Source organism: Geotalea uraniireducens (assembly GCF_027943965.1).
GTDB classification, from domain to species: domain Bacteria; phylum Desulfobacterota; class Desulfuromonadia; order Geobacterales; family Geobacteraceae; genus Geobacter; species Geobacter uraniireducens.
The window spans coordinates 3,609,593-3,630,788 of the sequence record NZ_AP027151.1; the positions used below are offsets into that span (position 1 = coordinate 3,609,593).

Annotated in this window: 19 protein-coding genes, 1 pseudogene and 1 riboswitch; of the genes and pseudogenes, 1 reads left to right on the forward strand and 19 read right to left on the reverse strand. The window is 67.5% G+C overall.

Going from position 1 to position 21,196, the window contains the following annotated elements; genetic code table 11:
- The first annotated feature begins 284 nt into the window (after window positions 1-284).
- On the forward strand, window positions 285-1,610 hold the full coding sequence (locus QMN23_RS16860; protein WP_282000493.1) for a hypothetical protein: 1,326 nt from the start codon (window positions 285-287) through the stop codon (window positions 1,608-1,610).
- On the opposite strand, the gene cobD is transcribed toward QMN23_RS16860, so the two are convergent.
- The 19 genes and pseudogenes from cobD to QMN23_RS16955 all read right to left on the reverse strand — a co-directional run bounded on the left by cobD (window position 1,607) and on the right by QMN23_RS16955 (window position 21,192).
- Window positions 1,607-2,695 (reverse strand): threonine-phosphate decarboxylase CobD, encoded by a 1,089-nt coding sequence (cobD, locus tag QMN23_RS16865; RefSeq protein WP_282000494.1) that lies wholly within the window; start codon window positions 2,693-2,695, stop codon window positions 1,607-1,609. The genes QMN23_RS16860 and cobD overlap by 4 nt on opposite strands.
- 34 nt (window positions 2,696-2,729) lie before the next feature.
- A complete protein-coding gene (gene cbiB / locus QMN23_RS16870) occupies window positions 2,730-3,707 on the reverse strand; it encodes an adenosylcobinamide-phosphate synthase CbiB (protein ID WP_282000495.1) in 978 nt (325 codons plus the stop codon).
- Window positions 3,704-5,725, reverse strand: a complete 2,022-nt coding sequence (locus tag QMN23_RS16875) for a sensor histidine kinase (protein WP_282000496.1) — start codon at window positions 5,723-5,725, stop codon at window positions 3,704-3,706. Before QMN23_RS16875 ends, cbiB begins: the two co-directional genes overlap by 4 nt.
- A gap of 1 nt (window position 5,726) precedes the next feature.
- Entirely contained in the window at window positions 5,727-8,051 is a 2,325-nt protein-coding gene (locus QMN23_RS16880) for a cobyric acid synthase (RefSeq protein WP_282000497.1), read from the reverse strand.
- Between the two features lie 100 nt (window positions 8,052-8,151).
- A complete protein-coding gene (locus QMN23_RS16885; RefSeq protein WP_282000498.1) occupies window positions 8,152-9,216 on the reverse strand; it encodes a cobalt-precorrin 5A hydrolase in 1,065 nt (354 codons plus the stop codon).
- A 34-nt stretch (window positions 9,217-9,250) separates the two neighbouring features.
- The gene (cobM, locus tag QMN23_RS16890) at window positions 9,251-10,027 is read right to left on the reverse strand and encodes a precorrin-4 C(11)-methyltransferase (RefSeq protein WP_282000499.1); all 777 of its coding nucleotides are present in this window, start codon (window positions 10,025-10,027) and stop codon (window positions 9,251-9,253) included.
- A gap of 59 nt (window positions 10,028-10,086) precedes the next feature.
- Entirely contained in the window at window positions 10,087-10,830 is a 744-nt protein-coding gene (gene cobI, locus QMN23_RS16895) for a precorrin-2 C(20)-methyltransferase (RefSeq protein WP_282000500.1), read from the reverse strand.
- A 111-nt stretch (window positions 10,831-10,941) separates the two neighbouring features.
- Window positions 10,942-12,159 (reverse strand): precorrin-6y C5,15-methyltransferase (decarboxylating) subunit CbiE, encoded by a 1,218-nt coding sequence (gene cbiE, locus QMN23_RS16900; RefSeq protein ID WP_282000501.1) that lies wholly within the window; start codon window positions 12,157-12,159, stop codon window positions 10,942-10,944.
- Window positions 12,160-12,208: 49 nt separating this feature from the next.
- Window positions 12,209-13,297, reverse strand: coding sequence for a cobalt-precorrin-5B (C(1))-methyltransferase (locus QMN23_RS16905; RefSeq protein ID WP_282000502.1), 1,089 nt, complete (start codon window positions 13,295-13,297; stop codon window positions 12,209-12,211).
- Between the two features lie 7 nt (window positions 13,298-13,304).
- Window positions 13,305-13,847 (reverse strand): pyridoxamine 5'-phosphate oxidase family protein, encoded by a 543-nt coding sequence (locus QMN23_RS16910; protein WP_282000503.1) that lies wholly within the window; start codon window positions 13,845-13,847, stop codon window positions 13,305-13,307.
- 4 nt (window positions 13,848-13,851) lie between these two features.
- Window positions 13,852-14,511, reverse strand: a complete 660-nt coding sequence (locus tag QMN23_RS16915) for a precorrin-8X methylmutase (protein ID WP_282000504.1) — start codon at window positions 14,509-14,511, stop codon at window positions 13,852-13,854.
- Window positions 14,511-14,894 carry a sirohydrochlorin chelatase gene (locus tag QMN23_RS16920; protein WP_282000505.1) on the reverse strand — a complete coding sequence of 128 codons (384 nt, stop codon included), beginning with the start codon at window positions 14,892-14,894 and terminating at the stop codon, window positions 14,511-14,513. Before QMN23_RS16920 ends, QMN23_RS16915 begins: the two co-directional genes overlap by 1 nt.
- Window positions 14,891-15,757, reverse strand: a complete 867-nt coding sequence (locus QMN23_RS16925) for an energy-coupling factor ABC transporter ATP-binding protein (protein ID WP_282000506.1) — start codon at window positions 15,755-15,757, stop codon at window positions 14,891-14,893. Before QMN23_RS16925 ends, QMN23_RS16920 begins: the two co-directional genes overlap by 4 nt.
- 34 nt (window positions 15,758-15,791) lie before the next feature.
- Window positions 15,792-16,547, reverse strand: coding sequence for a cobalt ECF transporter T component CbiQ (gene cbiQ / locus QMN23_RS16930; RefSeq protein WP_282000507.1), 756 nt, complete (start codon window positions 16,545-16,547; stop codon window positions 15,792-15,794).
- Complete coding sequence (locus QMN23_RS16935; RefSeq protein ID WP_282000508.1) at window positions 16,544-17,092, reverse strand: hypothetical protein; 549 nt, start codon at window positions 17,090-17,092, stop codon at window positions 16,544-16,546. Before QMN23_RS16935 ends, cbiQ begins: the two co-directional genes overlap by 4 nt.
- Window positions 17,093-17,131: 39 nt before the next feature.
- Window positions 17,132-17,338, reverse strand: a pseudogene (locus QMN23_RS16940) (energy-coupling factor ABC transporter permease); the annotation flags it as partial.
- 53 nt (window positions 17,339-17,391) lie between these two features.
- Window positions 17,392-18,141, reverse strand: coding sequence for an energy-coupling factor ABC transporter permease (locus QMN23_RS16945; protein ID WP_282003935.1), 750 nt, complete (start codon window positions 18,139-18,141; stop codon window positions 17,392-17,394).
- 152 nt (window positions 18,142-18,293) lie between these two features.
- Window positions 18,294-18,461, reverse strand: a riboswitch (cobalamin riboswitch).
- 20 nt (window positions 18,462-18,481) lie between these two features.
- Entirely contained in the window at window positions 18,482-19,789 is a 1,308-nt protein-coding gene (gene thiC, locus QMN23_RS16950) for a phosphomethylpyrimidine synthase ThiC (RefSeq protein ID WP_282000510.1), read from the reverse strand.
- A gap of 11 nt (window positions 19,790-19,800) precedes the next feature.
- Window positions 19,801-21,192: a cobyrinate a,c-diamide synthase gene (locus tag QMN23_RS16955; RefSeq protein ID WP_282000511.1), complete on the reverse strand. Its 1,392-nt coding sequence runs from the start codon at window positions 21,190-21,192 to the stop codon at window positions 19,801-19,803.
- Window positions 21,193-21,196: the final 4 nt, after the last annotated feature.

The window sequence follows — 21,196 nt, forward strand, 5'->3', positions numbered from 1 at the left end:
CCGGTCCAGCCATTTAGCGGCATTCACCCGAACCGGCACCGGCAGTCGGCCGCCCACCGCCTCGCCGGGAGGAGAGCCGCGGCAAGGCGCCGGCAGCGGCGGACAAATCCCTTCGTTGACTCGTACCGGGAGATAGGCTACAGTGGACGGGCTCGGCCATTTGCCGCACGAGCGTTTGTCCTGACGGTTGAAACCCGGCAGCAATCCAGCACGCACCCACCGCCGGCCGCCGTCACCCAGACCGCACCAGCCAGACTTCTTACCGACAGACGGTTCAGGTTTCCATGAAAGCAGGCGCCAAGCGATCCCCCAGCCAGGATGAACTCGAACTCGAACGGAAACGCCGCGAGTTCCATACCCTCGAGCATCGCCTCGTCCGGCTCGAGCACGACCTGGAGGACCTGCGCGAAGAGGTCCGGGAGTTCGAGAAGCTCTACGCAGAGAAAATGGCCGAGCGGATCGCCGAGCTGGACCAGCTGAAACGGGAGCTGGCCGAAACGGCGCCGGCCGGCGAAGGGACCGAACCAGAGGAAGCGGCGGAAGGGGGCCGGCAACGGTACGGTTTCCGCGAGGAACCGCCGGAGCAGGAAGAGATCCCCCGGATCAGGCCGACGGTCGGCAGCGGCGACGGCGAAGGGATCAAGGAAATCTATCGCCGAGTGGCCAAGGCAATCCACCCGGATCTGGCGGCGAACGAAGACGAGCGCAAACGCCGGCAGAAGCTGATGGCCGAGGCCAACCGCGCTTACGCCGAAGAAGACCGGGTAACGCTCCGGGCAATCATGGAAGAGTGGGAGACCGACCCCGAAACGGCCGTGGCAATCGGCACCGCCGGCGAGCTGGCGCTGGTCATCCGCCGGATCAACCGGCTCGGGGAACGGATTCGGGCGGTGGAACTGGAAATCGCCCGTCTGCGGAATTCGGAACTCTATCGGCTGATCCAGCGGGTCGAAGAGGCGCGGTGGCGAGGGCGGGATATGATTGCCGAGATGGGGGCGCGGCTCGATGCGGAAATCCTTGCCGCCTGCCGCATCCTCAACGAGCGGGGGCGCGCGGCCCGTGAACAGGCGGAGGAGTCCCGCGCCACCTTCCGGGTCGTCCATTTCCCCGGCGACCGACCACTCGGCACGCTGTTCGTCCGCGAACGGAACTCGGGCAGCTTCCTCGACTGGAAACGGCTCGGCGAGGCGCTCGGCAACGTGGCGGTGCCGGCCGGCAAGGCCCTCCGGCTCGATGTCCAGGACGAGGCAACGGCCGACCTGGCCCGCCTCGACTCACTCGGTCCTTACGACCTGCAGGCCTGCTTCATCTATGGCGGTCGCGATGCCGACCTCGCCCCGCTGCTCCGCTTCAAGGGGATCGAAGAGCTGTACCTCTCGGGCGACGGCATCACCAGCGACGGTATCACCCGCCTCCAGGAACTGCGGAGCCTGGAACGGCTCTACCTCTACGATACGGCAGTGGGCGACGCCGGCATCGTTTCCCTCCGTCAACTCCCCCGTCTCCGCTCGCTCACCCTCTGCAACACCCCGGTCAGCGAAGCGGGCCTGGACCGGCTCAAGCTGGCCGCCCCCGCCTGCCGGGTGGTCCGGCTGCGGAGCGGCCGCTAGCGCTCGCCACCACCGATAAAGAGCCCGCCCAGGGCTGCCACCAGCCGTTCGTTCTCCTCCCGATTGCGGACCGCCACCCGGAAAAAGCGGTCGTCAAGCCCCCGGAACGACGCGCAGTCGCGGATCAGCATCCGCTCCCCGAGCAGTCGCCGCGCCACCTCCCTTGCCGGCGGACCGGCAACGATCTCCACCAGCAGATAGTTGGCCGCCGCCGGATAGGGGCGCAGCCCCGGCAACGCCGCCAGCGCCGCCGCCAGCCAGTGCCGTTCGCCGGCGATCAGCGCCCGGCTCCGCCGGCGATAGTCGGCATCGCCCAGAGAAGCCAGCCCGGCCACCTGGGCAAGGGTATTGACCGACCATGGTTCGCGGAGCGCTGCCAGTCGGGCGATCAGCGCCGGCGCGCCGAGGGCGTAGCCGAGCCGCAGGCCGGGGATGGCGAAGAACTTCGTCAGCGAACGGAGCACCACTCCCCCGCCCCGCTCTACCAGCAGGCCTTTGACCGATTCCTCCTCGCAGAAATCCATGAAGGCTTCGTCGATTACCAGAAAGGTCCCGTGCCGCCGGCAGCATTCGGCGATGGCGGCCATTTCTGCCCGGGAGAGAAGGGTCCCGGTCGGGTTCCCCGGATTGCCGACGAACAGCAGGTCGTACCCCGCCGGCAGCCGCTCGTCCAGCTGCGCCGCCGTCAACCGGAACCCGTCGGCGGCCGGCAGATCGAGATAGTCGACCGTCCAGCCGGCCCGCTGCAGGCTCTTGCCGTACTCGGAGAACGGCGGCGCCACCACCAGCCCCCGCCGGCCACTGACCAGGAGCGGCAAGAGATAGATCAGTTCGGTGGAACCGTTAGCGACGCAGACCGTGGCCGGCTCCAGGCCGTGATAGTCGGCCAGCGCCGCCGCCAGCGCGGTCGCCGCGCTGTCCGGATAATGAACTGCCCGATCGAAGGCGCCAGCCACCGCCTCCCGCACCCCCGGCACCGGCCCGAGCGGGTTGATGCTGGCGGAAAAGTCGAGCAGCTCTTCCGGCGGCACGCCGAGCTGCCGGGCAACGGCAAAGACGGTCCCGCCGTGATCGAATATGGTCATCGACACAGTACCCTTTCCATAGAGGAGCTGGCCATCAGGTCCCTCCGCCCCCGGCGGCCAGAAGTGCCAGGCAGACCGCCAGCCAGCCGGCGACCAGCAGCAGTTCCGCCCCGTACATCAGCCGGACCGCCCCGCGCCAGGCCACGCCGTCGAGCGGCCGGTCCGGCTCGCCGATGGCCGGCTTGGCGACCGGCCGGCCAAAATAGCTGTTAGTGCCGCCGAGCCGGACGCCGAGCGCCCCGGCGGCAGCCGCCTCGGGAAGCCCGGCGTTGGGTGAGGCGTGATTGCGCCCGTCGCGACGAAGAATCCGCCAGGCACGCGCCCCCGACAGCCCGACCAGCGGCGCGGCGAGACAGATCAGCCCACCGCTCAGCCGGGCCGGCAGCCAGTTGGCCAGATCGTCGCAACGGGCGGAGGCCCAGCCGAACTGCCGGTAGCGATCGTTTTTGTAGCCGACCATCGAATCGAGGGTGTTGACCGCCTTGTAGGCGAGGGCCAGCGCCGGGCCGCCGAGCATCAGAAACAAGAGCGGGGCGATCACCCCGTCCGAGGTATTCTCCGCCACCGTCTCCACTGTGCCGCGCCAGATCTCCGGCTCGGCCAACTCCGCCGTATCCCGGCCGACGATATACGACAGGAACTGCCGGGCTGCCGGCAGATCGCCCCGAGCGAGCGCCTCGGCCACCCGTTGCGACTCGCCGTGGAGCGAACGGGCCGCCAGGCAACTCCAGCCGAGCAGGGAGGAGACGAAGAGGCCGACCGCCGGATGGAGGAGAAACGCCCCGGCCAAAAGCAGCCGGGCCGCCCCATAGGCGACGCCGACCGTCAGCACCAGCAGCAGGACCCCACTCCCCCGCTCGGGGAGCGGCAGCCGCCGGAGAAGTTTCTCCAGGGCGGCGATCAGCCGGCCGATGCCGACCACCGGATGAGGGAGCCAGCGGGGATCGCCGAACAGCCAGTCGAGGACGAGCGCCGCCGGCACAATAACCAGCGCCTGATCCGCCGTCATCATTCCTCCGCCGCCGGTCGGGGCGCGCCGATGGTGAAGCTGAAGGTTGCCCCCGCCCCTGGGGACCCCTCCGCCCAGATGGCGCCGCCGTGGCGGGCGATGATCCGGGCAACGCTCGCCAGCCCGATGCCGGTGCCGCTGAACCCCGCCCGCTCGTGCAGCCGGCTGAACGGCTTGAACAGCTTGTCGGCTTCTTCCGGGGCAAAGCCGATACCGTTGTCCCGGACAAAGAAGACCCGCCGGTCACCGCTGCCGGTCGCCCCGACCACTATGGCCGGCGCCGGCTGCCGGGCGGTATATTTCCAGGCATTGCCGAGCAGGTTCTCCAGCACCGATTCGAGCAGCCGGGCATCGCCGCGGACCGCCAGCCCCGGCATGACGTCCCAGGCGACCGTCCGGTCGGGATCCTGCCGCCGTAATTCGTCGATCACCTTTGCCGCCAGGGCCGTCAGGTCGACTTCCGTCTCGACCAGCTCGCTGGCGCTGATGCAGGCCAGGGCTAACTGGGCCTCGATCAGCGCGTCCATCCGGTGCGAGGCGTGGAGGCATTTCCAGAACATCTCCCGACTGTTTTCGTCGAGCGCCTCGTAGCCGTCGTCGAGGATCAGCTGGAGATAGCCGTTGATTTCGGTGACCGGGCTGCGCAGGTCGTGGCTGAGGATCGAACAGAACTGGCGAAGGTCGCTGTTGGCCGCCTCCAGCAACCGGGTCCGTTCGTTCACCCGGCGCTCCAGATCGCGGTTGAGCGTGGCCAGCGCCGCCCGGGAGGCGGCCAGCCGTTCGGCCATGCCGTTGAACGACCGGGCGAGGCGGCCGAACTCATCCGCCGACAGCAGCTCGATCCGATAGGAGAGATCGCCGGCCGACAGCGCCTCGGTCCCGGCATGCAGGCGGTCGAGGGCGCGGCAGACCCGCCGGTGGAAGCGGCCGAGCGCCGCAGTGAAGAGGATGCTCACGAGCAACGCGCCGGTCACCGCCCCCCAGCGCAGGTTGGTGGCGATGGCCAGCACGTCGCGACTGCCGTCGTCCAGCCCTTTGGTGATTCCGGGGATGAAGGTGTCGTCGAAGAGCGGCTCGACCACCTCCTCGGTAATGCGGTAGAGCGTTTGCCGGTCGGCGCTCCGCCGGTGGGCGACGATCCAGTGGGCCGAGGCGGTGAACTGGCGGTATTTGCGTTGCAACGCCGCCATGCCGGCCTCGTCGGCCGTCCGCCGGTCGAGGGTCGCCCGCCGCTGCTCCGCCGTCCGGAGCAACACCAGCGCCTGCTCCCCGTCATCGATATACCGGTCGAGCAGCCGCTCGTCGTACCCCTGGCGGTTGAGCAGCGCCTCACACAGGACTTCGATCTGCCGGTCGACCGCCGCATTCAGCTGGTTCATCGCCAGGAAGTGATCGACGATCGCCTGCATCGCCTGGACCCGCCGTCCCCCCTCTTCGGCAAAGAGCGGCAGCCGGCCGGTGGTCATGATCAACGCATGGAAGGCGCTGTTTACCTCATCGATGCCGTCTGAGCGGGACTCCTCGAGAAGCGGCGTCAAGCGCTCCTCGAACAGCCGGTTACCGTCCGCCAGAAAGAGTCGCCGCGCCGCCGCTGCCCGCCCGGTCGCCTTGAGGGTGAACAGATGATCGGTGGCGACTTTCCAGCGCCGGTAATCGCTGGCAAAAGCCTCGTACCGCGCCAGGTCCTCCTCCTCACCCGGCACGCCGTTCTCGTCCTGCCGAGTGATCGCCCCTTTCCAGGTGGCCATCGCCCCCTCGGCCATCATCCCGAAGCGGAGGTATTCGTTGCGCCCTTCGGGATCGTCGACGGTCAGGCTGTCGCCGATCTCCTTCAGCTGCCGGTGCAGGCAGGCCCGGGTGACGACAATCCCCTGCAGGTAATCGACGGCTGCGACGAACTGGCCGCAGCGCTCCTTGATCGTTACCGAACAGCTCACCAGGTAGAGCGCCACGCTCCAGACCAGGCCGAGGACGGCAACCAGTAGGATCGTCAGCTCCCGCTTGAAGCGGCCTGCCATCATCCTAACCGGCTCCCGGCGCCGGTGCGGCGGTAAGGCCGCAGATCGCCAACAACCGGGCAATGTCGAGATGCTCTTCCAGATGCGCCGCCAGGAGTTCGAACGGATCCTGCGGGCACTCGTCGATGGTCCGCTCGGCCAGCCCCTTGCTGCGGCGGAGCCGGTTGAGGAAGGCGGTCCGGAAACAGTGGTTATCGAAGATGCCGTGCAGGTAGGTGCCGAAGATCCGGCCGTCGCAGCTTACCGCGCCGTCCAGCACCTCCACCGGCTGGCCGGAACGGCTGACGATCCGGGCAAAGGGTCGGGCGCCGGGACCGAGGATCGTTTCCCCCATGTGGATTTCGTAGCCATTCACCACCCCCCGGCAGCGGGGCGCCACCTGGAAACCGGCGGGGAACAGCTCCGCCGTCGCCTGGTGGGTCGTTTTCCGTTCCAGCATCACCGTCACCACGTCGAGGAGCCCGAGCCCCTCCGCCTCCCGAATCCCCGATTCGACGGTATGCGGATCGGCAACCCGCTTGCCGAGCATCTGGTAGCCGCCGCAAATGCCGACAATCGGGCCGCGGAAAGCGCGGATCGCTTCGAACAGCCCCCGCTCCATGAGAAAGAAAAGGTCGGTGGTGGTCGCCTTGCTGCCGGGGAGGATCAGCAGGTCGAGATTGCGCAGCTGCTCTTCCCCATCGACATAGACAAGCTGGACGTCGGCCTCGTTCTCCAGCGGGTCGAAATCGGTGTAATTGGAAATCCGCGACAGTTTCACCACCCCGATGGTCAGCGTTTCGTCCTGCGGCCGGAGGCTCAGGCCGGTATTCTTGCGGGACAGCGCCACGCTATCCTCCTCCGGGAGCCGGAAGCCGCCGAACATCGGCACGACGCCGAGCACCGGCACCCCGGTCCGCTGTTCGACGAAGTCGATTCCCGGCTTGAGCAGCGAAGGGTCACCGCGGAACTTGTTGATGACGATCCCCTTGATCCGTTCCCGTTCCGCCGGTTCGAGCAGTGCCAATGTGCCGACGATCTGGGCGAAGACCCCGCCCCGGTCGATGTCCGCCACCAGGATCGCCGGGCAGCCGACCATTTCCGCCACCCGCAGGTTGGCGATGTCATGGGCTTTCAGGTTGATCTCGGCAATGCTCCCCGCCCCCTCGATCACCACGAACTCGTGGGCCGCCGCCAGCCGCTCGTAGCTCTCCCGAACCTTGGCGAAGGCCCGCGGCTTGTAAGCGTTGTACTCCCGGACCGACATCGTCCCGACCGCCGTCCCCTGGACGATCACCTGGCTGCCGGTGTCCGACGACGGTTTGAGGAGGATCGGATTCATGTCGACGTGGGGCGGGATGCCACAGGCCGCCGCCTGGGTCGCCTGGGCGCGACCGATCTCCCCCCCTTCGGGGGTGACCGCCGAGTTGAGCGCCATGTTCTGGGATTTGAACGGCGCCACCGTCAGCCCGCGCTGTTTGAGAATCCGGCAGAGACCGGCCGTGATCACCGACTTGCCGACGTCCGAGGCGGTACCGACGACCATCAGGGCGTTGCCCCCGCAAGTGAGGGGTAAGGCGTGAGCGGTGAGAGGACGGTGTTCTTTCTCCTCACCCCGCGTAGCGTAGCCGCGCGGCGTCACCATCCGCCCCGCATCGTCGACGAAGGTCGCGGAATTACCGACGATCACCAGCGAAAACATGTCAACGGGGTGGTCGAGCAGTCCCGCCAGGGTGGTGACGATCCGCTCTTCCCCGGCCCGGCAGGCGTTGCGGACGATCCCCACCGGGGTGGTGGACGGCCGGACCGCCAGCAGGATGGCGCGCGCTTCTTCGAGCTGGGTCACCCGCCCCTTGCTGCGCGGGTTGTAGAGCGCGACGACAAAATCGGCAGCGGCCGCCGCCACCAGCCGGCGCTCGATCTGGTCCCAGGGAGTGAGGAGATCGGAGAGGGAAATTACCGCGAAGTCGTGCATCAGCGGCGCGCCAAGGACCGCCGCCGCCGCCTGGACCGCCGACACGCCCGGGACAATGACGATCTCCGGCGGCTCGGCCATTTCATTGGCCAGTTCCAGCACCAGCCCGGCCATCCCGTAGACGCCGGCATCGCCGCCGGAGACGAGCGCCACCGTCTTTCCCGCGGCGGCCAGCTCGAGGGCCTGCCGGCAACGCTCAACCTCTTTCATCATCCCGGAGGAGACCACCTCTTTGCCGAGCAAAAGCGGTTCGATCAACTCCAAGTAGGTCTTGTAGCCGACCACCGTTTCGGCATATTCGATGGCCTCGCTCGCCTCGAATGTCATATGGTCGAGGTCGCCGGGACCGATGCCGACGACATACAGTTTTGCCATGTTCACCCTCTTTTCAGCGTGGCAGAGTCAGGGGAAACAGCCGCCGCCGGCGGCCATAATGAGAGATCATAAATCTTGACGCACCCGGCCGCAACCAAATTCACGGGCCGGCGCCCAATTCGGCGATCGCCAGGGTGACGTTGCCGCTCTTGATCTTTTTCAAAAGCAGCCGGCCGCCGTCGGCCGCCAGCACCGCCGCCGGTTCGGCAACGCCGGCGGCGCCAATCGCTTCGAGGGCATGCCGGGACGGCGGCGACGGCACCGCCACCCCATTCAGTTCGTCGCTGGCAAAAAAACGGAGCGGAATACCGTGGCGGGCGGCAAAGGCCAGGAGCCCCTCCTCCTCCTGCTTGGCGGTGGCCGAGCCGATACAGCCGACGCTTTTCAGCGAGAGGAACAGCCGCTTGAGTTGCATGGTGACCACCTCTTCCAGCTCCTCCGGGGTGGTGCCGCTGTTGCAGCCGATGCCGAGCGCCAGGTTGCGGGGCCGCAGCACCAGCAGGTTGTCGGCGCGGGACTGGGGCGGCAAATGCCGGTTGGTGACGAAGACGAAGCCGGCGGCGCCGCTCTGCAGCGCCTCGACAAAGGTATCGTGGAATGAGAGCCGCCCCCGGCCGTGGCAATAGGAGCGGAGCCGGTCGGTCGGGTCGACCACGGCGATCGGCTGGTCGTCCAGGAGGAGGGCATTGAGAACCTTCACCTTGCTCAGGTCGTCGATCGCCCACCCCTCACCCTTGGCCAGCAGGTCGAAGGCCGGGAGATCGTTGGCGTCGGTGGCGGTGGTGATCACCTCCCGGGCGCCAGTAAGGAAAGCGCAGCGGCAGGCAAGCTCGTTGGCCCCTCCCAGGTGCCCTGCCAAGAGCGAAATGGCGAACCGGCCGGCGTCGTCCATCACCACCACCGCCGGGTCCCGGTCCTTTGCCGCCAGGTGCGGCGCCACCATGCGGACGACGATCCCGGTGGCCATGATGAAGACGAAGCCGGCATACTCCGGCCAGAGCCGGGTCACCAGCCCGGCCAGCTCGCCGCTGAACAGCTCCGCATCCTGCCCCGCCTGGCCGGCGTATTTCTGCAGGACGAACAGCCGGGCCTCGGGCAGCCCGTCGCGAAGCCGCGTCCCGAGCCGGGCGCCGTTACGGGTTATGGCAATGATGGCGATGCGCATGCTCGAACCTCCGCCCCGGCCAATTTCGCCGCGGTCAGGTAACGATCCCCCGCCGACAGCCGTGACTGAACTCCTTGTCGTAGAGGAGCGACTTCGCCTTCAGCCCCTCGCGGCGGGCGCGGAGCACGTCACCGACCAGGATCACCGCCTGTTTGTCGATCGCCGCCGCCCGGACCGCCGCGGCGATGTCGGCCAGGGTTCCCTCCACCAGCTGTTCGTCAGGCCAGGACGCCCGGGCCACCACCGCCACCGGGGTATCCGGCGCATAGGCGCCGCGGAGGAGTTCCGCCACCACCGCCTCGATCATCGCCACCGACAGGTAGATGACCAGGGTAGCGCCGATGCCGGCGATGGCGGCCAGCTGTTCCCGCTCCGGCACCGGGGTCTTCCCCGCCAGCCGGGTGATGATCACCGTCTGGGAGACCTCCGGCAGGGTCAGCTCCTGCTTCAGGGCCGCCGCCGCGGCGAAGGCGCTGGTCACCCCCGGGACCACCCGGTAACCGATGCCGAGCCGGTCCAGCTCGGCCATCTGCTCCTGGATGGCACCGTAGATCGCCGGATCGCCGGTATGGAGGCGCACCACCGACCGGCCGTCGGCCACCGCCTGGGCCAGCACCGCCGTAGTCTCTTCCAGGGTCATCCCGGCCGAATCGTAGACCTCGGCCGCCGGCGCGTAGGTCCGCACCAGTTCCCGATCCACCAGGCTGCCGGCGAAGACCACCACCTCGGCCGCGGCGAGCAGCCGCGCCCCCTTGACGGTGATCAGTTCGGCATCGCCGGGGCCGGCGCCGATGAAATGAACGATAGACATACGTTACCTCGCTTCCTGCAGCCCGCCACCACGGCAGGCCGGCAACACCGCCAGTGAAGTCAGGCCCCTGTCCCCTCACCCTGCCGGACGATCAGCATCGACAGGTAGTCGAGTTCCCGCCCGACCAGCGAGGCGAGGTCAAAGACCACCTCTTCCTGCGCCGAGCCGACCCGGCGGACGAAGGCGGCCCGCTTTTCCAGCCCCAGTTCGACCAGCAGGGCGTAGAGCCGGTCGAACACCCGGCTGACCTTCATCAGCACCACGGTATCGAAGGCGGCGAAGGTCCGGCGCAGTTCGTCGTCCTCGTAGGTGGCGGGCAGGATGGCGATTCGCTCGCCGGCGATACCGAGCGGCAGCCCGGCCGCGGCCGCGGCGGCATTGATGCTGGAGATGCCGGGAACGATCTCGATCGGAATCTCCGGCCGTCGCGCACGGATGATCCGGTACAGGTAGAGAAAGGTGGAGTAGAGGCACGGGTCGCCGATGGTGATGAAGACCACGTCGCGGCCGGCATCGATCCGCGCCAGCACCTGGGCGGCGGCCTCTTCCCAGTACGCCTCCAGGGCCGCCCGCCCCTTCATCATCGGGAAGACCTGGACGAGGACTTCCTGGCGGGAACGGTCGAGCAGTTCCTCGACGATGGAAAGGGCATAACTGGCGGCATCGGCGGCGCCGGTAGGGGCGCAGACGACCGGTGCCCGGCGGATCAGCCGTTCGGCCTTGCGGGTCAACAGCTCCGGATCGCCGGGGCCGACGCCGACGGCATAAATGGTGGCAGGTTGAGAGGTCGGTTGCTGCGGCACGACGGAAGCTCCGGAATACAGGCGCGAACGGCCTGGAGAAAGCGGCGTGCCCGGCGGGCACGCCACGGTGACGGTGATTTCGGCAACGGCGGGGGACAGCCGGTGAAGCGGCTACTCTTCGCCCTTGCGGGCCGAGATGACGTAGACCGGGTTGAGCGATTCGAACATCTTGTACTCGGTCAGCCCGCGGGTCTTGGCGACGTTGATGCAGCTCACCTCGACGGTGTAGCCATGATCTTCGAGGAACTCCACCGCCTTGGTCAGGGTGTCGAGGGTGACGGCATTGAGGACGATCGCCCCTTCGGGTTTGAGCCGTTTATCGACCGCCTCGATGATCTCTTCGAGCATGCCGCCGGAGCCGCCGATGAAGACCCGGTCCGGGTCGGGGAGCTCCTCCAGCCCCTCGGGGGCGTAAGCCTCCACCAGCAGAACGTTGCGGGCGGCGAACTTCTTCAGGTTGTCGCGGATGAAGGTCAGGTACTGGGGATTCTTCTCCAGGGCGAAGATCCGGCCGTTGGGCATCAGGTTGCTCGCCTCGATGGAGACCGAGCCACTGCCGGCGCCGATATCCCACATCACCAGGTCGTCCTGGAGCTGCAGCTTGGCCAGGGTGACCGCCCGCACCTCCTGCTTGGTGATCAGTTTCTTCACCGAGGCGAACTCCTCGTCGTCGATGCCGATCACCGGGTACTGTTCCAAGGTCGGCTCCCAGGCCTTGATCAGGATCAGGATGTTGAGGGAAGACGCCTCGATCTCCAGCAGCCCCTTGACGTCGGTCTTGGTGAATTTCTCGTCGGCCATGCCGAGGTTCTCGCAGAGCCAGGCTTCGTACCCTTCGGCACCCCGCTCGATCAACTCCCGGGCGATGGCCGCCGGGCTGTTTTTCGCGTCGGTGAGGATCGCCACCTTCTCGGCGGCGACGATCCGGTCGACCGCCGCCTTCAGCCCCCGACCGTGAACCGAGACGAAAATGGCGTCGTCCCACGGCTCCTTGATCCGGGCGAAGGCGTACTGGACGCTGGTGACGTTGGGAAAGATCTCGATCCGCTCCTTGGGGAGGTTACGCAAGAGGAAGCGGGCGACGCCGAAGAAGTTGGGATCGCCGGAGCCAAGCACCACCGTCGCCTTGTCGGTCCCCTTGAGGAATTCGAGCATGATCGACAGGTCGCCGAGCTCCCGTTTCTCCCCCTTGAAGGCGGGGAAGATGTCCAGGTGGCGCTGGTGGCCGATCAGCACCTCCGCCTCGTTGATCACCTCCAGCGCCTTGGCGCCGAACCCTTCCCAGCCTTCGATCCCGGCGCCGACCAGGTAGATTTTCTGTTGTGGCATGGTCGCTCCTTGAGCAGTCTGTTGACGCAATCGCCCGACGTGGTGAATTTCAGCCGAAATATAGCATCGTTGAGTCGTAGTCCGCCAGCAAAACCTTGAGTTCGCCCCCCGGAGCCAACCGCTCCGCCGCCCGCCGTGCCCGCTCGCAGACGAGGGTGATCAGCTGCCGGTCCCGGCCCGACTCCTCGAGCAGCTGGCGGGCGGTGTTGGCCCGCTCGGCAAGCGCCACCAGCGCGGCCGCGCCGGTGGCGGCAAGCCAGCTGGCCAGTTCGCGCAGGTCGAGTTCGGCGGAAGAGACGTGGGTCTGCTCGTGGCCGCAGGCGATCTTCAGCAGCTTGGCGAACTGGCCGGCAAGGACGACCCGCGGCACCCCCTTGCCGAGGCAGGCCCGCAGAGCGTAGCCGACATGGTCCCCCATCATCACGAACGCCTCTTCGGGGAGCGGCGCCGTCCGCTCGAAAAATGCCTGCGCCGCCAGCTCGCTGGTCCGGCCGGTGGAGAGCACGACCGTCGAAGTCCCGCCGGCCAGGGCGACGTCGACGGCGCTGTCGATGGTGTCGGTCCAGGCCTGGGCGGAGATCGGCCGGACAATGCCGGTGGTGCCAAGGATCGACAGCCCGCCGAGAATCCCGAGCCGGGCGTTGAGGGTCTTTTGCGCCAGCTCCTCGCCGTTGGGGATGCTCACCGTCACATAGAGGACCTCCGGCAGGCAGACCACCGCGAACTCCTCCTTCACCGCCTCGGTGATCAGCCGCCGCGGCACCGGGTTGATCGCCGGCTCGCCAACCGGCACCGCCAGCCCCGGCTTGGTCACCCGGCCGACCCCCCGGCCGCCGAGGAGGAAGATCAGCGTCTTCCCGCCCGGTGGTCGCCGGGCCTCCCGCCGGACGGTAACGTGGATTTCGGCGCCGTTGGTAACGTCCGGATCGTCGCCGGCGTCCTTGACCACATGGCAGGACGCGCTCAGCCCGTCAAAGGTCTGGCCGGCCAGGGGAAAGGTCACTCGCTCGCCGCCGGGGAGGACGATCTCCGCCGCCTCCTGCCGCTGCTGGGTCCGAAGCATCCGCGCCGCCCCCCGGGCCGCGGCGGCGGCACAGGCGCCGGTGGTGTAGCCGTGGCGTAACGGCCGCTCGGTCATGGCAGCGCTACTCCAGCACCACCGGCAGCGGCGTCCCGGCGGCGAGGGCGGCCAGGGCCCGCTCCCGCAGTTCCCCTTTACCGAGTTCTTCCTTGCCGACGATCTCTTCGACCTCGAGCCGGACGACACCGGTGATCGCCAGCTTTTCCGGCGCATAGCTACCGTACCCCCCTTCGGGCTGGTACTTGCGCATCAGGCAGTCGAGCGCGAGGGCCTTTTCCCGCTCGGCCTCCACCAGCTGCGCCCGCCCCCGGAGAATGACGCTCCGGTAGAGGTACTCGGCCCGGCAGGGGTTGTCCGGTCCCCCTTTGACGTAGGCGATCGGCAGATCTACCTCGAAGCAGGCCCGGTCGTCATGACGGATGTCGTCGAGCTTCTCTCCCTCCAGGGCACAGTGAAAATAGATCCGCCCTTCGTGCCAGACGAAGTTGAGCGGTTTGACGTTCGGCCAGCCGTCCCGGCCGACCGTTCCCAGCCGCCCCACCGGGCAGCGGTTGAGCAGATCGAGGATCAAGGCGAAATCGGTGATCCGTTTGTGGGCTTTGCGCATGGGATCAGTCCCTCACGTTGGTTGTAGTTTCCGCCGCCAGGATCAGCAGCGCGTTGATCACCGCGGCGGCAACGGTGGAGCCCCCCTTGCGGCCACGGTTGGTGATGAAGGGGATTTCCGGCCGTTCCCGCTCCAGGGTGAGGAGCGCCTCCTTGCTCTCGGCGGCGCCGACGAAGCCGACCGGCAGGCCGACGATCAACCCCGGCCGGATCCCTTCCTTGCGGATCAGCCGGAGCAGTTCGAAAAGGGCAGTCGGGGCGTTGCCGATGACGAAGATACCGTTGGCCGAGTCCGCCGCCCCGGCGCGCATCGCCAGGATCGAGCGGGTCACCCCCGCCTCCCGGGCGGCGCGGGCCACCGCCGGATCGGCGACGAAGCAGGACGTCCGGATGCCGAACTGGGCCAGCCGCGGCTTGGCGATCCCGGCCAGGGCCATCGTCGTATCGGTGACGATCCCCCGCCCGGCCCGCAGCGCCGCCACCCCGCCGGCCACCGCCCCGGCCGAGAAGACCATCGACCGGGCATAATCGAAATCGGCGCTGGTATGGATCGCCCGGCGCACTACCGCCCACTCGGCCGGCGGCCAGGGGTGCGGCCCCACCTCGGCATCGATGAGCCGGAACGATTCGGCCTCGATCTCTTCGGGGCGCAGGTGGACCGACATCAATGCCACCCCGTGGCCGTCAAGGCCTCGGCGATCCGGTCGACCGCCACCTCGGCCAGCTTGCGGTGCACTCCCAGATGCCCCCCCATGGCGAACGCCACCTGCGGATAGCGCCGCCGTGCCTCGGCCATCTCCTCGGGCAGGTCTTCCTGGACGTGGGCGCCGACAAAGAGGAAATAGGGCATCAGCAGCACCCGTTCCGCCCCCTGGGCGACACAGGCGTCGATCCCCTGCTGAATGTTCGGCAGATGCTGCTCGCGGAACGACACCTCGACGATCTCGTAGCCGGTGATCTCCCGGACCATGGCGGCAATCTCCCGCACGGCGTCGTTCGCCGCGGCAATGCGGCTGCCGTGGGCCATCAACAGTATTGCGGTTTTCATGTATTCTCCTTTGTATGCGGGGCTCCCGCCAGCCCGACCAGTTCGACGATCTCCCGCCGCGCCTCGCCAATGGTCAGCGGCAGACGCGGGAACGGCAACCGGTCCTGGTGCTTGAGCCGGTAGATCAGTTCGGCGATATGGGGGAGACGCAGCTTGACGTTCTCCAGTTCGGCCGGGGCGGTGAAGACCTCCTCCGGCGGGCCGCTCCGAACGACCCGACCGCGACTCAGAATATGGAGCCGGTCGAGAAAGAGCGGCACCAGGTCGACGCTGTGGGTGGCCATAACGATGGTCACGCCGTTCTCCCGATTGAGCCGCAACAGCAGCTCCATCATCCGGTATTCCCCCATCGGGTCGAGACCGGCGGTCGGTTCGTCGAGCAGCAGGGTGCCATGCCCCATCGCCAGCAGCCCGGCGATGCAGGCCCGCTTTTTCTGCCCGTAGCTGAGGTGGTGGATGTTCTTCCCCCCCAACGACTCCAGTTCGACCGCCGCCAGCGCCGCCGCCACCCGGGCCGCCACCTCGTCTTCGGCCATCCCCATGTTCCGCGGGCCGAAGGCGACATCCTCGGCCACGGTGCTGGCGAAGAGCTGGTCGTCGGGATTCTGGAAAACCAGTCCGACCTTGCGGTATATCTCCCGGGGATGGAGCCGGCGCACGTCCTGGCCGTCGAGGAGCACCTGGCCGGTATACTCCTTGATCAGACCGTCGACGATCTTCAGCAGGGTCGTCTTCCCCGAGCCGTTGGCACCGAGGATGCCGCAGAACTCCCCTTCCCGGACGTCGAAGCGGATCTCCGCCAGGGCGGGCGTACCGTCGGGATAGTTGAAGGCGTCGACCTGCACGGCGAGGCGGGCGGTCATCGGCGCCCCCCCACCGGCAGCACCCGGTATGGACCTACAAAGTGTGCCATAAAACTCCCAACATCGCGACAACCAGGGAAGCCGCCGCGACCTCGCCGGCCCGGAACGGCCGGTGGCGCAATAGCGGCAGGGTGCCGTCGTAGCCCCGCTGAACCATGGCGGTAGTGACAGTCTGGCTGTTATCGAAGGCCTTGATGACTAGCGCGCCGGCCAGGGTCCCGAAGGAGCGGAGGCCGCGCCGGAAGCCGGTATAGCCGAGCCGGTTCTTCTGGGCGGCATAGACCACCTGGGCATCGTCGAACAGCACGAACAGGTAGCGCCAGGCGAACAGGGCGACATCGATGAAGCCCCGCGGCACCCGCAGCCAGGCCAGGGCCGCCATCAGCTCGGTGAAGGGGGTTGCCGAACCGACCGCCGTCACCACCGACACCGCGCCGGCAATCCGGCTGGCAATCAGCAGTCCCGCCTGCAGGCCGTCCCGGTGGCCAATCAGTTCCAGTCCGCCGAGCCGGAGGGCAAAGAGCGGCTCATGGCCGGCAAAGAATAGCTTGAGCAGCACCACCATCGCGGCGATGAAGCCCGGTTCGGCAAAACGGAGCGCCAGCCGCCGCCAGGAGACCCCCAGAACGCGGCAGACGCCGAGCGAAATGACCGCTGCCAGCAGCGGAAAGGCACCCCCCGTGCAGCTGACGACCATCAGGAGCAGCGCCAGCCCCGCCAGCAGTTTGACCCGCGGGTCGAGGCGGACCAGCAGATGGTCGGCATAGGTGTCGTTGAGGGTATGTCTCATCGCTCAGGCGCGCTCCCCGGGGTCGGCGCCGCCACCCCGGCCATGCCGTTGTCGGCCATGTAGGCGCAGAGGCGCGCCGCATGGTCCCGGTCGTCCTTGTTGAGGAGCTGGAAGACCTTCAGTGCCTGGGAATTGGCAACGCTCGCCATCGCCCGCTGGAAATGGACTTCCCCGGCCGCTTCCTCCAGTTCGATCGCCAGCAGGAACGCCTGCCGGCGGGAAGGAGGCGCCTGCTCGAAGATGACGAGCAGGCGCTCCAGTTCGCGGTTTTTTTCGACCAACGGTTCGAGCGAATCGGGCAACAGTTCCCGGGGGAAGATCCCCTGGGGGAGGAAATGGCGCCGGCCGTTTTTCAGCAGCGCGGCATGGTTTTCTTCTTCGATGGAGAGGGTCTGCCAGAGCAGGGCATCTTCCGGAAACAACTCCTGGAACAGGGCGTAAAGCCGCGAGGCGTTCAGCTCCAGGGCTATCGCCTCATTGACCAGCCGCCGCAGTTCCTCGTTTGCCAGCTCGTCGCCGCCGCTCCAATATAAGCCATCCGCCATCGTTGTCCTCCCCGGTGAGATTCGGCCCCCGGGCGACTCCTACCGCTCTTTCCGTTCGGCCACCAGCATCCGCCAGTAATAGCCGCCGGCAAAGCCGGCGACCGCCCCGGCCAGCAGGAAGGCAAAGAGCAGCAGGTCGCCCTGGTCGGTATCGATGAGCGGCGGCCGGGAAGCATGGCCATGCTCGCTGGCCACCTTCTCCACCACCGCCTCATCCACCCCCGGCCATTTTTCGCTGGCAAAAGATGCAGAATTCAGGCCGAAAATCCCGATCAGGGCGGCCAGCAGCAGAATCGTTCTCATGCCACCACCTCCTCCGGGCGCACCACCCGCATTTTGACCAGCAGGTCAGGCCGCTTGCGCTGCAGCAGCACCACCATCCCGGCGGTCATCGCCCCTTCGAGGAGGCCGAGGGGAAGCTGGGTCGGGATGAAGGCGACGAGAATCTTGACGAAAAGCGGCAGGAACGGCTCGCTGCCGCGAATCCCGCTCGCCAGCTCCACCGAGGTGGTCAGGTACGTGGCCCAATCGGCCAGCACGCCGGCAACGAACCCCGCCACCGCCAGGTTTGCGCCGAGCCGGCGCAGCCCGCGAAAGACGAACCAGCCGGCAAACGAGCCGACCACCCCCATGGAGACGATATTCGCCCCCCAGGTGGTGAGACCGCCGTGGGCCAGGAACAACGCCTGGATGAGCAGGGCCACCGAGGCGATCAATACGCTGACGAACGGACCGACCAGGATGGCCGAGATCCCGGTCCCGCAGGGGTGGGAACAGGTGCCGGCACTCGGCACCGGGATCGGCATGCAGGAGATGATGAAGACCACTGCGGCCATCAGCCCGACCAGCGGCTTCATCGCCAGGTCTTCCCGGGCCAGGGTATTGAGCCGCTTCAGGCCAAGCGCCACGAACGGGGCCGCCACGACAAACCAGAGGGCCGCCCAGCCGACCGGCAGGATCCCCTCGGAAATATGCATCGCATAAGCGGGGGCGGCGGCCGCCAGTACGGCGACGGTACCGCAGCCACCCAGGACTATTTTCTGTTTCATGTTCATTGATAGTGCTCCTCGACAGGCAACTTCCGGCGAACGACCGGAAGCCGGTTGATTCCGGGTTACGTTCGGGGCCAGAGGAGTGCCGTTCATAGGCGCAAGGGATAGACCCGTGGTTGCATAAAACCTCCTTTCCCCTCGGTTGGAGTGTTTTGCCAGCTCTTCCGGCCAGGTCTCCTGGCTTGGGGATCAACCCGCCTGCCGCGCCTTCCCGTCATAGCGACAGTGGCATCGTGCGGCAGCGGTCCCCCCTCACAGTTGCGGGGCAGCACCGGTCTTGCACCGGTTTCCCTTGTTCCGGAAGGTCGTCTACGCTTGTCTCGTCAGGTGGTAACGGTTACCGTTTGTCCCCCTTCAGGTCGGCGGCGAACAGCTTTCCCGCGCCGCGGGAAGCGCAGAAGTCACCGCACATGGTACAGGTGGTTTCGTCCTCGGGAATCCGGCTGGCCCGGATCGCCCGGGCATCCTCGGGATAGAGGGCCAGCTGGAACTGCTTCTCCCAGTCGAGGTCGCGGCGGGCCTTGGACATCTCCCGGTCCCGCTCCCGCCCCCGCTCCGGGTACTTGTTCATGTCGCCGATGTAGGCCGCCACCCGGGCCGCTTTCACCCCCTGCCGAACGTCCTCCTCGTTGGGAAGCGCCAAGTGCTCGGCGGGAGTGATGTAGCAGATCAGGTCGGCGCCGTAACGGCTCGACTGGGCGGCACCGATGGCGGCAGTGATATGGTCGAAGCCGGGGGCGATGTCGGTCGGGATCGGCCCGAGCATGTAGTAGGGGGCGTCGCCGCTCATCCGCTTCTGCAGCCGGATGTTCCCCTCGACCTCGTCCAGCGGCACATGGCCGGGCCCTTCCACCAGCATCTGGCACCCCATCTCCCGGCCAAGTTCCGCCAGTTCGCAGTTGATCAGCAGTTCCTGGATCTGTGCCCGGTCGCTCGAATCGTGGATCGCCCCTGCCCGCAGCCCGTTGCCGAGGGAAAGGACCGTATCGTATTTCTTGAGGATGCCGACCACCCGGTCGAACTGTTCGTAAAGCGGGTTTTCCCGGTTGTTGGCGAGCATCCAGGCGACCATCCCCACCCCTCCCTTGGAGACGAGCCCGCCGTAGCGGTACCCCTGCCGCTTCAACCGTTCGACGGTATAGAGGTTGATCCCGCAATGGACCGCCATGAAGGCCATGCCGTCGGCGCACTGCCGCTCGATCAGCTCGAAGAGCAGGTCCTCGTCCAGCCGGTTCGGGTCGCCGTAACGGCGCGCCGCCTCGCAAAACGCCTGGTAGAGCGGCACGTTCCCCACCGGCAGATCGACCGCCCCGATCACCTCCCGCCGGACCCGGTCCAGATCGCCGCCGACCGACAGCTCCATCAGGGTATCGGCCCCCGACTCCTGGGCGGCCCGGGCCTTGCGGATTTCGGCGGCATAATCGACGATGTCGGACGAAGTGCCGATCGAGGCGTTCACCTTGGTGCGCAGCCCCTTGCCGATGCCGACCGCCCGCGGTTGCCGGTGATGGTTCCAGGGAATGACAATGGTCCCCGCCGCCACCTGCTGCCGGATGTACTCGGCGTCCAGCCGCTCCTCGGCGGCGACGGCAGCCATCTGCGGGGTCACGACCCCCGCGCGGGCGAATTCAAGCTGGGTTTTCACAACGGACTCCTTTACGCTGAGTTGCTTTTGAATTTCCGGCAGTTGGCGACGAACGCCGCCGCGATCCCGGGATTGCTGCCGAAATGGAGGTGCACGTACGAAGCGAGACAGTTCCGGTAGTGGACCCCCTCCACCCCCAACTCCGTGCCGCCGCGGCTCACCCGGTAGGCCCGTTCGACCTCCGACGGCAGCTCGTCCATCTCCGAATAGTGGAATTCGTGCCCCCGCGCCACCGTCCCCGCCGGGCCGATGACGGTGTCGGCCAGCAGTTCCACCTCCCGGTAGCCGAGCGCCTTGCGGCGGGGAAGCATCCGGGTGTTGACCGGGAAAATGCCGGCGAACTCGTGGAACGATGCCGGATCATTACGCGGGTCGCTCACCCCCCGGGTCAGGTAGATGAAGCCGCCGCACTCGGCATAGGCCGGCATCCCCGCCTCGATCGCCTCCCGCACTGCCCGGCGCATGGCGCCGTTGGCCGCCAGGGCGTCGGCGAACAACTCGGGATAGCCACCGGGGAGGTAGAGCCCGGCAGCACCGGCCGGGAGATGCTCGGCACGGAGCGGCGAAAACTCGACCAGTTCGGCGCCGGCCCGCCGCAGCAGACAGAGATTATCGTCGTAGACAAAGCAGAAGGCCTCATCGCGGGCCACGGCAATGGTGACCGCCCCCCCGGCATCCGCCGCCGGAGCACAGTCACCGGTCGCGGGACCGCCGCCGGCATGGCCGGCCAGCTCCCAGACCAGCCCCAGGTCGAGATGCTCGCGCATCGTCTCGACGAGGTGGTCGAGAAATTCCGGCGACAGCGGGTTCTCCTCGGCGGTCAGCAGGCCGAGATGGCGGGAGGGAATCTGCAGCCGCTCGTCCCGGGGGAGACAGCCGACCACCCGGACCGCCGGCAGGGCGCTTTCCATGACCTCACGCAGCAGCCGGGCATGGCTGTCGCTCGCCACGCCATTGAAGATCACCCCGGCCACCGACACTTCCGGGTCGAACTCGACAAACCCCTTGACCAGCGCGGCGACGCTGCGGGCCATCCCCTTGGCCTCGACCACCAGCAACACCGGCGCCCGGAGGAACTTGGCCACCTGGGCGGTGCTCCCCTCCTCGCCAGCGGCGCCGAGCCCGTCGAACAGTCCCATCACCCCTTCGACGACCGCGATGTCCGCTCCGGCGCTGTGCCGGCAGAAGCTCCCCCGGACGAAATCGGCGCCGCACATCCAGCCGTCGAGGTTGGCGGAGGGGCCACCGCAGACCAGCCGGTGGTAACCAGGGTCGATGAAGTCGGGGCCAACCTTGAACGGCGCCACCCGCAGCCCCCGCCGGCGCAGGCACGCCATAATGCCGAGGGTGACGGTCGTCTTGCCGGAGCCGCTGTGGGGGGCGGCGATCACGATCGATTTCATAGGA

Bases quoted from the DNA above. Each gene is read 5' to 3' on its own strand.
- cbiQ (WP_282000507.1), bottom strand. From the start codon at position 16,547: ATGAGACATACCCTCAACGACACCTATGCCGACCATCTGCTGGTCCGC.
- cbiB (WP_282000495.1), bottom strand. From the start codon at position 3,707: ATGATGACGGCGGATCAGGCGCTGGTTATTGTGCCGGCGGCGCTCGTC.
- QMN23_RS16860 (WP_282000493.1), top strand. From the start codon at position 285: ATGAAAGCAGGCGCCAAGCGATCCCCCAGCCAGGATGAACTCGAACTC.
- QMN23_RS16885 (WP_282000498.1), bottom strand. From the start codon at position 9,216: ATGCGCATCGCCATCATTGCCATAACCCGTAACGGCGCCCGGCTCGGG.
- QMN23_RS16915 (WP_282000504.1), bottom strand. From the start codon at position 14,511: ATGTCGGTCCACCTGCGCCCCGAAGAGATCGAGGCCGAATCGTTCCGG.
- QMN23_RS16920 (WP_282000505.1), bottom strand. From the start codon at position 14,894: ATGAAAACCGCAATACTGTTGATGGCCCACGGCAGCCGCATTGCCGCG.
- QMN23_RS16905 (WP_282000502.1), bottom strand. From the start codon at position 13,297: ATGACCGAGCGGCCGTTACGCCACGGCTACACCACCGGCGCCTGTGCC.
- cobM (WP_282000499.1), bottom strand. From the start codon at position 10,027: ATGTCTATCGTTCATTTCATCGGCGCCGGCCCCGGCGATGCCGAACTG.
- cbiE (WP_282000501.1), bottom strand. From the start codon at position 12,159: ATGCCACAACAGAAAATCTACCTGGTCGGCGCCGGGATCGAAGGCTGG.
- cobD (WP_282000494.1), bottom strand. From the start codon at position 2,695: ATGACCATATTCGATCACGGCGGGACCGTCTTTGCCGTTGCCCGGCAG.
- QMN23_RS16955 (WP_282000511.1), bottom strand. From the start codon at position 21,192: ATGAAATCGATCGTGATCGCCGCCCCCCACAGCGGCTCCGGCAAGACG.
- QMN23_RS16945 (WP_282003935.1), bottom strand. From the start codon at position 18,141: ATGAAACAGAAAATAGTCCTGGGTGGCTGCGGTACCGTCGCCGTACTG.
- QMN23_RS16925 (WP_282000506.1), bottom strand. From the start codon at position 15,757: ATGACCGCCCGCCTCGCCGTGCAGGTCGACGCCTTCAACTATCCCGAC.
- QMN23_RS16880 (WP_282000497.1), bottom strand. From the start codon at position 8,051: ATGGCAAAACTGTATGTCGTCGGCATCGGTCCCGGCGACCTCGACCAT.
- QMN23_RS16910 (WP_282000503.1), bottom strand. From the start codon at position 13,847: ATGCGCAAAGCCCACAAACGGATCACCGATTTCGCCTTGATCCTCGAT.
- QMN23_RS16935 (WP_282000508.1), bottom strand. From the start codon at position 17,092: ATGGCGGATGGCTTATATTGGAGCGGCGGCGACGAGCTGGCAAACGAG.
- QMN23_RS16875 (WP_282000496.1), bottom strand. From the start codon at position 5,725: ATGATGGCAGGCCGCTTCAAGCGGGAGCTGACGATCCTACTGGTTGCC.